Annotated in this window: 9 protein-coding genes; 6 read left to right on the top strand and 3 right to left on the bottom strand. The window is 68.9% G+C overall.

Annotated elements, in window-relative coordinates; translation table 11 throughout:
- Positions 1-197: 197 nt before the first annotated feature.
- The 3 genes from E1161_RS25610 (at position 198) to E1161_RS25600 (ending at position 3,462) form a co-directional block, all read left to right on the top strand.
- Positions 198-917, top strand: a complete 720-nt coding sequence (locus tag E1161_RS25610) for a flagellar biosynthesis protein FlhF (protein WP_132627299.1) — start codon at positions 198-200, stop codon at positions 915-917.
- 162 nt (positions 918-1,079) lie between these two features.
- Positions 1,080-2,147, top strand: coding sequence for a hypothetical protein (locus E1161_RS25605; RefSeq protein WP_132627298.1), 1,068 nt, complete (start codon positions 1,080-1,082; stop codon positions 2,145-2,147).
- Between the two features lie 76 nt (positions 2,148-2,223).
- Positions 2,224-3,462 (top strand): IS30 family transposase, encoded by a 1,239-nt coding sequence (locus E1161_RS25600; protein ID WP_132627297.1) that lies wholly within the window; start codon positions 2,224-2,226, stop codon positions 3,460-3,462.
- Between the two features lie 58 nt (positions 3,463-3,520).
- Here E1161_RS25600 and E1161_RS25595 read toward each other — a convergent pair whose 3' ends face one another.
- Positions 3,521-4,816, bottom strand: a complete 1,296-nt coding sequence (locus tag E1161_RS25595) for a glycosyltransferase family 87 protein (RefSeq protein ID WP_132627296.1) — start codon at positions 4,814-4,816, stop codon at positions 3,521-3,523.
- 341 nt (positions 4,817-5,157) lie between these two features.
- On the opposite strand from E1161_RS25595, the gene E1161_RS25590 reads away from it, so the two are divergent.
- The gene (locus tag E1161_RS25590; RefSeq protein WP_132627295.1) at positions 5,158-6,015 is read left to right on the top strand and encodes a sensor domain-containing diguanylate cyclase; all 858 of its coding nucleotides are present in this window, start codon (positions 5,158-5,160) and stop codon (positions 6,013-6,015) included.
- A 211-nt stretch (positions 6,016-6,226) separates the two neighbouring features.
- Here E1161_RS25590 and E1161_RS25585 read toward each other — a convergent pair whose 3' ends face one another.
- Positions 6,227-7,348 carry an inositol-3-phosphate synthase gene (locus E1161_RS25585; RefSeq protein ID WP_408012123.1) on the bottom strand — a complete coding sequence of 374 codons (1,122 nt, stop codon included), beginning with the start codon at positions 7,346-7,348 and terminating at the stop codon, positions 6,227-6,229.
- On the bottom strand, positions 7,345-7,968 hold the full coding sequence (locus E1161_RS25580) for a PadR family transcriptional regulator (protein ID WP_132627294.1): 624 nt from the start codon (positions 7,966-7,968) through the stop codon (positions 7,345-7,347). Before E1161_RS25580 ends, E1161_RS25585 begins: the two co-directional genes overlap by 4 nt.
- A 212-nt stretch (positions 7,969-8,180) precedes the next feature.
- On the opposite strand from E1161_RS25580, the gene E1161_RS25575 reads away from it, so the two are divergent.
- Positions 8,181-8,585 carry a DUF5318 domain-containing protein gene (locus E1161_RS25575; protein ID WP_207918906.1) on the top strand — a complete coding sequence of 135 codons (405 nt, stop codon included), beginning with the start codon at positions 8,181-8,183 and terminating at the stop codon, positions 8,583-8,585.
- Positions 8,586-8,688: 103 nt separating this feature from the next.
- Positions 8,689-11,706, top strand: coding sequence for a transglycosylase domain-containing protein (locus E1161_RS25570; RefSeq protein WP_132627292.1), 3,018 nt, complete (start codon positions 8,689-8,691; stop codon positions 11,704-11,706).
- The last annotated feature ends 14 nt before the right edge of the window (positions 11,707-11,720 follow it).

The raw sequence follows: 11,720 nt of genomic DNA, 5'->3' as shown, positions 1-11,720 counted from the left end.
GGTGGGGTGCTGGGGAGGCCGGTGACGGCGGGATGTCCGGTTCGGGCGGATCGGCAAGTCGAATGTTGTAACACGATGTAGCGAACTGGCTCCTCTTCGCTTACGGAAGACGACCTTGTTTTGGAAGAGTTCCGGTCGCGAGGGAGGACGAAGCTCCGTGGGGGAGCACAGCAGGCCGAGGAGGTTCTGGCACCGCGATGTCCGTCCGTGACCGTACGACGCAGACCGCCGGACGGCGGTGGCTGGGCCGTTCCCTGGTCCTGGCGGGCACGGCGGTCGCCGGAACCTCCGCGGCCTTGCTGGTCGGTCAGCCCGCACAAGCCGATTCCGGGACGCCGACGGACGCGCTCGCCGGACCTCCGGTGCTGTCCGAAGCCGCCGCGCTCACCGGTGAGGCCGCGGACATCCCGGCGACCGCGCTGGAACACGTGCGACAGGCGGACCCCGCTTCGTTCCCGCTCGATGAACTGGATCCGCTGGACCTGGCGCCCGACGAACCGGTCGGGCAACTCCTCCCCAGCGGTGGCGGCGACGCGACCGCCGCACCCGACCAAGCGCCGCGAGACACCGCCCCCGCGACGTCGCCGATCGAACCCGCCGACGGGCCGGACCGGCAGGCGGACGGCCCGGCCACGGCGTCCCCGCAGGTGGACGCTTCGGTCCGGGTGGCCGGACGACCCGTTCCGGCCACCCCGAACACCCCAGAGCCGGAGCGCCCGGCCGTGAACACCGCACTGCCCGCGTCGACCGGCTGCGCCACGACGGCGGACGGCCAGCAACCGGGCGTCGGACACCCCGGCCGGTACTCGACGGCACCGCTTTCCGCCGGCGGAGCGCGTCCGGACGTGTGCGGTCAGGACCGGGCCGAGGCGCTGCGAGGTGTGCCGTCCCCTCGCCCCGGCGCGACCCCTGACTGACCCGCTCACCGGCAGCGATTCGCAGCGTGGCGAAACGCGCGTGCCGGCGACTTCGCGATCTGAGTCCACCGCCGACCGAGCATGATCAATATCTGATGACGGTGCGGCGCTCGAAGTTGATTTTCCCCCGGAACGCGGGGAGCCTGGTTAAGGAGAAGATCCATGCAGACTTGGGCGAAGCGCGGCGTTCAGACCGCGCTGGTCACTGGTGGCATGCTGGCCGTCGGCACGGGGGTCGCTTCCGCCGGGGATGCCAGTCAACAGCGTCCGATGCCGTTGGGAGAGTCGGTGTTCCCGCCCGCGCTCGACGACACTGCGCCGCTCGGCCGTTGCCTGGCCGGGGACCTGTTCGCAGATGGTGCGCAGCACAACAGCCCGGTGGTCGGATCCCGCCGCGGTCAGCTCGACGAGTCCGCCAACGAGCTGACGCGCGAGATCCCAGCGCTGCGGTTCCAGGACTCGCCGCTGAAGCTGGCCGGCTGGGCGGCCGACCCGTCCGAGGCCACGCCGCTCGACCTGCGCCGCTCGCCGCAGGGCAGCGCGCCGACCACCCCGGCCGAGGGCTTCCACCGCTCGCTGAGCTGGTCCGCGCCGATCGGTGACGTCGTACGCGACAGCGGACCGCAGACGGCCGAGCTGGTCATCCCGCACGACGACCTCGTCTACTTCGACGGTTTCGCCCCGGCCAACGGGATCATGGAGCTCTACGAAGGAGCCCTCGCCTCCCGCGAGGAGGCTCCGGCGGGGACCGGCGGACTGCTGGCCACCGACTCGGTCGACCTGACTTCCGCCGACGTGGGCGGACTGCGCAGCGACCTGCGCACCGTGCCGCCGCTGGTGCTGTCCGCGGCCCTGGCCGAACCGCCCGCTCCGCCGGCCGCGCCGGTGGAGTTCGTGCCGCTGCACGTGCCGGGCGAGCGGCAGGCCCCGGTCACCGAGGTTCCGCCGCTGTCCGGGCTGTCGCTGCTGGAGTTGTCCAAGGTGCCCGGCACGGTCCAGCGCGGCGGCCCCGGCCTGTCCGCCCCGATCCCGCCGACACCCAGCCGGATCACCGCCGCCCTGGAGGACACCGTCCGCCCGGCGCACACGATGGTCGCGTCCCGGTCCGAGCTGCCGCTGCTGTCCGGCATGGCCGGTGCCCCAGACGTCACCCTGCCGATGCCGGCCCTCCGCCCCGAGCTGATGCACCGCTTCGACAACGCCGAGACCGTGGTCATGCACCGCGTCTGACCCCGCGCACGAGAAGGCCCCTCCCGGGTTCCTTGGGTTCTAGTGGTCGTCGCAACACCCGATCTTCGGGGATGCGATGGACTTCGAGATCCGCAAGGACCGGGACGAGGGGCCGGGACGCAAGGGTCTTCACCGGGAGCGTGCTGCGTACTTCGATCTTGTGAAGCAGGGGTACAGCAGCATGGAGGCGTGCCGGATCGTGGGGATCAACCCGCGGACCGGCAAGCGATGGCGCAACGGCAGGCAGCCGACCGGAAACACGAAGGGCGCCCCACCGGTTCGTCCGGCGGGGCGCCCCGATGTGTGTTCTCGGTACCTGGGCCAGCAGGAACGCCTCTACATCGCGGATCGGCGGCGGGACCAAGCGGGCATCCGCACGATCGCCCGGGAGCTGGGACGATCACCTTCGACGATCAGCCGGGAGATCCGCCGCAACGGGATGCCGCTGCGGGGAGACGTCCGCAAGTGGGCTTACCGGCCTTACTCAGCGCAGGACCGGGCACTGGCCCGGCGACCCCGCCCCAAACCACGCAAGATCACCACGAACCTGCAGCTACGCCAGGTCACCCAGGCCCACCTGGACCGCAAACTCAGCCCCGAGCAGATCGCCGGCCAACTACGCCGGGACTTCCCCGACCAGCCGGGGATGCACGTGGTCCACGAGACGATTTACCAGGCCCTCTACATCCAGGGACGCGGTGAGCTGCGGCGAGAGATCGCCAACACCCTGCGCACCGGCCGCGTCATGCGCAGACCGCGCCGCCAGGCCCGACGTCGTCAGCCGCGCTACACCCACAAGATGGTGATGATCAGCGAACGGCCCGCCGAGGTCGCCGATCGCGCCATCCCCGGGCACTGGGAGGGCGACCTCATCATCGGCAAGGACGGCGCCTCGGCGATCGGCACGCTGGTCGAGCGCGCCACACGGTTCGTCAAGCTCATCCACCTGCCCGACGGCCGTTCCGCCGAGCTGTTCCGCGACGCCCTCACCGGCGCGGTCGCTGATCTGCCCGCCCACCTATGGCGGTCGCTGACCTGGGACCAGGGCACGGAAATGGCCTGCCACCACGCGTTCACCGTCGCCACCGGGATCCCGGTCTACTTCTGCGACCCGGCCAGCCCCTGGCAGCGCGGCTCAAACGAAAACACCAACGGCCTGCTCCGCCAGTACTTCCCCAAGGGCACCGACCTGTCGCCCCACACCCCCGAGCACCTGGACACCGTCGCCGCCGAACTCAACGGTCGCCCACGCAAAACGCTCGGCTGGGATACCCCAGCCGAGCGCTTCGCTAAGCTCCTGGCCCAAACCAGTTGACCAGTTGTGTTGCGACGACCCCTCGAATTCGCCTGCGAGCGGACGGGGCCTTCTCGCGTCAGGGAGTCGCCGCGGGTTCTTCGGACCGCGGGATGTCGACCGGTGTCCGGTCGCGTTCGCGCCACCACAGGTAGCCGTTGTAGCCCAGGTAGGCCACGCCGAAGTAGACGTAGGAGTTGCCCACGAACTGCTCGAAGACGTTCCAGGTCAGCTCCAGGCCCTCGCCCTGCGGCATCTTCCAGTGCGGGCCCATCATGAAGAAACCGCTGATCAGCGTCGTCATCAGCAACATCGCCCAGTCCCGGCGCACGTACGCCGCGCCTGCCAGCAGCACCAGTCCGGGGATGGCCCAAACCCAGTGGTGCGACCAGGAGATCGGCGAGAGCAGCAGACCGAGCACGCCGTTGAGCACCACGGCGGTGGGCAGGTCTCGCTGCCGGACCGCGTTGATCATCCCCAGCACCGCCAGGCCCAGCACGAGCACCGCCAGCACGCCCAGCACGAGCGTCAGGTTCGGCGCGCTCAGCTTCGACAGCAACGACTTCAGCGACTGGTTCCCCGCGTAGGTCGAGGCGTCACCGGTGAACTTCGGCCCGAAGTTGACGTGGCTGTTGGCGAACATCTCGTGCAGCCAGAAGCGGCGGGCGTTGTCGAAGGTGATCAGCAGGCCGACGAGGGCGGTGCCCACGAAGGTCAGCAGCGACACCGCGATCGTCCGGAAGTCCCGCCGCAGCAGCGGCAGCAGCAGGAACACCAGCGGCGTGAGCTTGATGCCCGCGGCGATGCCGATCAGCAGGCCGCGCGGGTAGGGCAGCTTCTTGGTGCCCTCCACCCGCCACAGCAGGTCCACGACCACCAGCGCCATCAGCACGATGTTGATCTGCGCGTAGGTGATCGTCTCCATGATCGGTTCGCTGATCGTGGCGATGGGCAGCACGGCCGCGGTCACCACCAGCACCCGGTCCCGGTGAGCCTGCAGGAACGTCGACTCCCGCAGCACCACGTACAGCGTGGTCAGGAGCGCCAGGTGGCTGACCAGCATGATCACCGCGGTGGACACCGCCTTGGGCACCAGCGCGAGCGGCGCGAACACGATCGCCGCGAACGGCGGGTAGATGAACGGCAGCTTCAGACCCGACTCGGTGGGCGGCAGGTTGTGGTAGAGATCGCGGCCTCCCAGCAGCGCTTGGGCACCCTGCCGGTAGACCTCGCCGTCGATGTGGTCGTGGGTGTTGACCGTCGAGACGACCACGATGGCGATCAGCTCCGCGATCGCGATGACGGCCAGCAACGAGCTGTGACCACGCATTCGCTCGGCCAGCGGAACCAGATCCGCGGTTCCGGGCATTGGCATGCACCATCCTTTCGGCTACCACTGCCGCTCAAGGGTAGAGATGGCCGCGGCGCAGTCGGACGCTCGGCGTCGGGCGGAAGCCCATTCGTGACGCACTCTCCATCGGTAGCGGTTCCGAGGTGTTTCGCACAGGCCTTCTCGATCGTGTTTCACCTGCACGAATGATCAAAGTTCGATCATCGAGGTGAGTCGTGGGCAAGGTGTGATCAAGCCCCTGACACAGCGTTATAAGCGGAGCGTGAAACCACCATTACGAGTGGTGGCTTCGCTCTTGAAATGCGCCCCACCACAAGGGGAGGCTCAGACGGACTGCTCCGTTTGGTGGGGAGGGAGGGGGCTGAATGAGCGTCCTTGACGTGGCTGCAGCCCAGCTGGCACCCGTGTGGGACGAGCTCGTCAGCGGGCTGAACGTCGGGGTACTGCTGACCGATGACCGTGGCCAGGTGCTGGCCACCAACGACGTCGCCGCCGAGCTGATGCAGCTCGACAGGGCCGATTTGCTGACGGGGACCCGTCCCCACGACTGGCAGGTCCGCGACGACACCGGCTCGCCCATGCCGGACTGGGCCGACCTGGCCGGTCAGGTGCTGCGCGCGGGCTGCCCGCTGTCCATACCGCTCGTCATCACCAGCGGTCCCACCGAGAGCCGCATCTGGGCCGACTACCACGCCGTCACCGTGCAGGGGCGCAGGCGAGTGCTCGTCCTGCTGCAGTCCGTGCACACCGACGTCTCGCACTCCTCCGGCCTGCTCGACCCGCTGACCGGTCTGCCCGGTCGTGTGCTGCTGCTCGACCGCTTGCAGCAGTCGCTGGTCCGGTCCCGCTCCCGCGGCACGCTGTCGACCCTGGTGCTCATCGACGTGCAGCGGCTCGCCGACTTCAACGCCACGCACGGCTTCGAGCGCGGCGACGAGCTGCTGTTGACGCTGGCCGGGCGGCTGCGCGAAGGTCTCAAGGACGAGCACACCGTGGCCCGCTACGGAGGGGACGAGTTCGCGGTGATCGCCGAGCACGCCAGCGGTACGGGTGAGCGGATCGCCGCCCAGGCGCGCGAGATGGCCGGCTGGCCGATGCGCATCGGCCGCAAGCGCGTCCGCCCCGTCCTGCGTGTCTCCTGGGTGACCACCGACGGGCTCGCCTCTGTCCACTCGGTCCTGGCCCGCGCGGAACAGCAGCTCACCGCGAAGGTGCGGTCCTGAATGGAGCGAGTGCGAGCGGCGGAGCGCGAGGCGTGGAACCCACCCTCGCAAGCCGGCACCGCTACTGGCACGCACCGCACGACGACCACTGGCCCCGAGAAGAGCCTGGCCGTCAACCAGGAAGGAGGTATTGCGTGGGTCGAGTAACCCCTGCAGAACGAAGCGGGGCACCCACGGTGAGGTGGGTGCCCCGCTTCCGGTTCGCGACGGTTCAGCGCTCGGCCTCACCCGAGATGAAGTCCTCGACCGCCTGGTAGGCGTCGGAGTCGGAGTACTGCTCCGGCGGCGACTTCATGAAGTAGGACGAAGCCGACAGGATCGGGCCGCCGATGCCGCGGTCCTTGGCAATCTTGGCGGCGCGGATCGCGTCGATGATGATGCCCGCCGAGTTCGGCGAGTCCCACACCTCGAGCTTGTACTCCAGGTTCAGCGGCACGTCGCCGAAGGCGCGCCCCTCCAGCCGGATGTAGGCCCACTTGCGGTCGTCCAGCCACGGCACGTAGTCCGACGGACCGATGTGCACGTTGCGCTTGCCCAGGTCGCGGTCGACCTGCGAAGTCACCGACTGCGTCTTGGAGGTCTTCTTCGACTCCAGGCGCTCCAGCTCCTTCATGTTCAAAAAGTCCATGTTGCCGCCGACGTTGAGCTGCATCGTGCGGTCCAGGTGCACGCCGCGGTCCTCGAACAGCTTGGCCAGCACGCGGTGCGTGATGGTGGCGCCGACCTGCGACTTGATGTCGTCACCGACGATCGGCACGCCGGCCTCGGTGAACTTGGCAGCCCACTCCGGGTCGGAGGCGATGAACACCGGCAGCGCGTTCACGAAGCCCACGCCCGCGTCGATCGCGCACTGCGCGTAGAACTTGTCGGCGTCCTCCGAGCCCACCGGCAGGTAGGACACCAGGACGTCGACCTCGGCATCGCGCAGCGCCTGGACCACGTCGACCGGCTGCTCGTCGGACTCCTCGATGGTCTCCCGGTAGAACCGGCCGAGACCGTCGTGGGTGTGCCCGCGCTGCACGGTGACGCCCAGCGGTGGCACGTCGGCGATCTTGATGGTGTTGTTCTCACTGGCGACGATGGCCTCGGAGAGGTCCCGGCCGACCTTCTTGGCGTCCACGTCGAACGCGGCGACGAACTTCACGTCGCTGACGTGGTAGTCGCCGAAGGCGACGTGCATCAACCCGGGCACCCTCGTGTCCGGATCGGCGTCGGAGTAGTAGTGCACACCCTGCACCAGCGATGCAGCGCAGTTCCCAACGCCGACGATCGCCACTCGCACCGAGCGACCGGGACGATCTCCGCCCATGGCAGGGCCCTCCTTCTTGGTCATCTGTCGTGTCCTTGCTTGAGTTGAGCCTGTGGCTCATTGGCCACATCTGGGCGCCCACTGGCATCGGGCGGTCCGGACGTCGAGGCAGCTGCCTGCTCGACGCGTTCGGTCTCGATGATCTCGTCCAGCCAGCGAACCTCGCGCTCGCTGTGGTCAAGCCGTAGCTGGTGCAGTCCCCGCGTGTAGCGGTCGAGGCATTCCCCGGACCGGGCCAGCGCGCTGCGCAAGCCCTCCTGGCGCTCCTCCACCCGGCGGCGCCGGGCCAGCAGGATGCGCATGCGCGCCTCGGCGGGCGTGCGGGAGAAGAACACCACGTGCACGCCGAAGGCGTTGTCATCGCAGGAACGGGGACCGCTGTCGGCGACCAGCTCGTCGAAGCGCTGCTCGCCGGCGGCGGTGATGCGGTACACGCGGCGGGCGCGGCGGCCCCACGCCTTGGATTCCTCGGCGTCCGATTCCTCTTCGATCAACCCGGCCCGGCACAGCCTGCGCAGCGTCGGGTACAGCGACCCGCAGGAGAGCGCGCGGAACACGCCGAGCGTGTCGTTCAGCTGTTTCCGCAGCTCGTACCCGTGCATCGAGGAGTTGTGCAGGAGCCCGAGCACCGCGAGTTCGAGCATCCGCACCTCCTACGAGCGTCTAATAGGCGCCGCGAATAATAAGGGCTGCCAGCGCTGGCAGGGGCACCCGGCAAATTATATCGCTCCGATATGTCGTGGTTCATCATCGAGCGGTGCCAGAGGTGTCCGGCGTCACCGCACGTTGTGGCGGAGATATCCTCCTGCCCTGAACGGCGCATGGAGCGCGTGGAAGCGGCACGTACCCTGTGGTCGTGCGGACCCAACGGCAAGTGGTCGACTACGCGTTGCAGCGCCGAGCGCTCCTCGCGCAGTTGCACGCTGGCCGCGTCGGGGTGATGGAGGTCTGCGACGCCGACCCGTACTTGCTTCAGGCGGCGAAGTTCCACGGTGAGCCCAGCGACACCACCTGCCCCGTGTGCAGGAAGGAAGAGCTGACCCAGGTCTCCTGGGTGTTCGGCGACGCTCTCAAGCACGCGTCCGGATCGGCGCGCAAACCCGAAGAGCTGGACCGGATGGCCAACCTGTTCGAGGAGTTCAACGTCTACGTCGTCGAGGTGTGCCGCACATGTAACTGGAACCACCTGGTGCTGTCTTACGTTCTCGGGACCAACGGCTTGAACGATGGCCGATCCGGGCGCAAGACTGCAGCGGAGTGAGATTCGGTCGTGCACCCGGCACGCCCGCACGCGCCGATGCGGCGCACCCCCGACGTGAACGCATCACCGGCGTCGCCCCGACGCCTGTCCTGGAGGCCAACTCGTGAACGACGAGCGTGACGACCATGCCAAGGGCCGCCACTCCCGGCATCCGAACCCCGAAGGTCGCCCCACGCCACCCCCGCCGCAGAACCCTGGCCAGCCCGGTGGTCATGCGGGGCCACCGCAGCGGCCGGCCGGCGGACCCCCGCCGCCCCCGCCCGGCGGTCCTGCGTGGCAGGGAGAGCAGCCCGGTGGTCGCCCGGGTGCCGGTGGGCCGCAGCCGCCGCCCCCGCCGGGACGTCCCGGCGGTCAGCCGAGTGGGCAGCCAGGTGGGCAGCCGCCGCAGTGGCCCGGGGCCGAGGCCCCGGGCGAGACGACCGGGGCGTGGACGCCGTCCTTCGACGACGACTCCGCGCCAGGTTCGAGCCCGTCGCCGCTGACCAGCAAGTTGAACGGGGAGGACGACGCGACGAGCTACTCGCCGTCGCCGCCGCCTCCTCCACCGGGCCGTCCTGGCCAGCCACCGGCGGGGCAGCAGCCGCCCGCCGGTCGTCCCGCCCCGCCGCCAGGCGAGGCGCCGACGCAGAACCTCCCCCAGACCCCGAGCGCTAACCAGAAGCCTGCCGGTGCCGCGGGTGCGGCCGGATCCGGTGGTGCCGCCGCCGGTGCGGCTGCGGCTGGTGCTGCCGCCGCGGGCGCCGGTGCCGCTTCGGCGGGTAACGGTGCAGCCCGTGAGCCGAACCTGCTGACGCACTCGGACCAAGCGACGTACAACTACTACGCCGACGACTTCGACGACGACCCCTACGGCGACGACGATCGGTTAGGCGACCACAAGAGCGGCGGTGCCGCTGACGTCGGCAGCGCCGGTCCCCCCGGCAGAGACGACGAGGATCCAGACGACGACATGAGTGCCGCCCAAGCCAAGCGCGCCGTCCTGTGGCGGCGCATCCGCAGGGCCTGCTACGTGGGCGCGGCCGCCGCGGTGATCATCCCGACACTGGTGTTCATCTACGGCTACCTGTTCTGGGAAGCGCCGGACGAGCAGAAGCTGCTGAACATGAAGCAGCCGATCACCATCACCTACGCGGACGAATCGCCGCTGGCGACGGTGAGCTCGGACGGTTCCCGCGAGGTCGTTCGCGATCTCAACCAGGTGTCCAAGCCGCTGCGGGACGCGACGATCTCCGCCGAGGACGCGAGCTTCTACACCAACCCAGGTTTCGACTTCCAGGGCATCGCCCGGTCGGTGTTCTTCATGTTCACCGGCTCCGGTGTCGGTGGTGGTTCGACGATCACCCAGCAGTTCATCAAGCTCGACCTGGAGCTGAACAAGTCGGATCCCGACTACGTTCGCAAGGTCAAGGAGATCGTGCTGGCGTTCAAGATCACCAACGAGCGCTCCAAGGACGACATCCTCCTGTCGTACCTCAACACCGCCTACTACGGCCGCGGCGCCAACGGCATCACCGCGGCGGCCAACGCCTACTTCGGCAAGAAGCCCAGCGAGATCACCCCGGCCGAGGCGTCGGTGCTGGCGGGCATGGTGCAGCGCCCGAAGGGCAACGACCCGCGCGAGGACCTGGAGCAGGCCACCACGCGGTTCGAGTACGTGCTCGACCAGATGGTCAAGAACGGCTTCCTGCCCGCTGCCGAGCGCGAGGGCCTGAAGCTGCCGGAAACCCGCGGTCAGAACGACTGGCGGATCGACCGGCGGTTGACCCCGGACCAGTTCAAGATCAAGGACCAGGTGCTCCGGGAGCTCGAAGAGGCCGGCTACGACGAGGACACGCTGGCCCGCGAGGGCTTCAAGATCAAGACGACGATCGACCCGAAGGCCCAGAAGGCGGCGGTCGAGGCCGCCACCACCCAGGCCGAGAACACGCTTCCGGACAACATCAAGACCTCGCTGGTCGCGATCGAGCCGAAGACCGGTGAGGTCAAGGCTTACTACGGCGGCGGCGGTGACGTCGGTGGCTACGACTGGGCGGTCGCGCCCACCGAGCCCGGCTCGTCGTTCAAACCGTTCGCGGTGCTGGCGGGTCTGCACAAGGGCCTGGGCATCGGTGAGTTCTACGACGGCAGCAGCCCGCAGACGATCGCGGGCACCGAGTTCGCCAACGCGCCGAACGTGGCCTGCGCCGTGCCGACCCACTGCGGTGTACGCGAGGCCATGACGAAGTCGGTGAACACCGTGTTCGTCAACATGGCGTCCCGGCTCGGGCCGCCGGCCATCGCCGAAGCCGCGCACGCCGCCGGCGTCCCGAAGGAGTACAAGTCGGGCAAGGGCTCGACCAAGACCCTGCAGAACGCCGACGGTCAGACCCAGTCCGGAGTCGCGCTGGGCATGTACCCGGTGAAGCCGATCGACATGGCCAACGCGTACGCGACGCTGGCGAACGAGGGCAAGTCGCACACCCCGCACCTGGTCAAGGAGATCACGCCGCGCGAGGGTCCGGCGATCAAGATCCACAACGAGCCGGTCAAGACGCTCTACGACGAGTCGGAGTCGGAGGCCGCGAAGCTGGCCTACAACACGATCGCGTCGATGTTCGACGTCGCCGACCACGCCAAGCGGGGTCTCGAAGGCAAACGGCCGGTGATGTCCAAGACCGGTACGCACCAGTACCTGGACACCAAGGACAACGCCACCGCGTGGATGATCGGTGCGACTCCGCAGCTGTCCACCTCGGTGTCGATGCTGGCCAGCGAGAACGGCCGCAACGTCCCGCTGGAGGACAACTCGGGCACCAGCTTCTACGGTGGCAAGTACCCGGCGATGGTGTGGCAGCAGTTCATGAACAGCTACCACAGGGGCCTCAAGGTCGAGCAGTTCAAGAAGACCGACACCATCGGTCAGTTCCAGGACATCCCGCTGCCGCCGCCCCCGACCTCGTCGGAGCCGCCGTCGACGTCGGCGCCGCTGCCCACGTTGCCGAGCGAATCGCAGGACCAGGGCCCGACGACCAGCAAGGAGCAGCCCGGCGGTGAGGACTGCGGTGGCTTCTTCGAGCCGCCGTGCGAGTCCGAGTCGAGCAGCCCCGGTGACGTCGCGCCGACGCGGCGTTTCGGCGACTAGCCGGAGCTGAACTG

The organism is Saccharopolyspora aridisoli, from assembly GCF_004348445.1.
GTDB classification, from domain to species: Bacteria; Actinomycetota; Actinomycetes; order Mycobacteriales; family Pseudonocardiaceae; genus Saccharopolyspora; species Saccharopolyspora aridisoli.
Note: the sequence above shows the minus strand (reverse complement) of the source record. Positions and strands in the feature narration are given on the sequence as shown.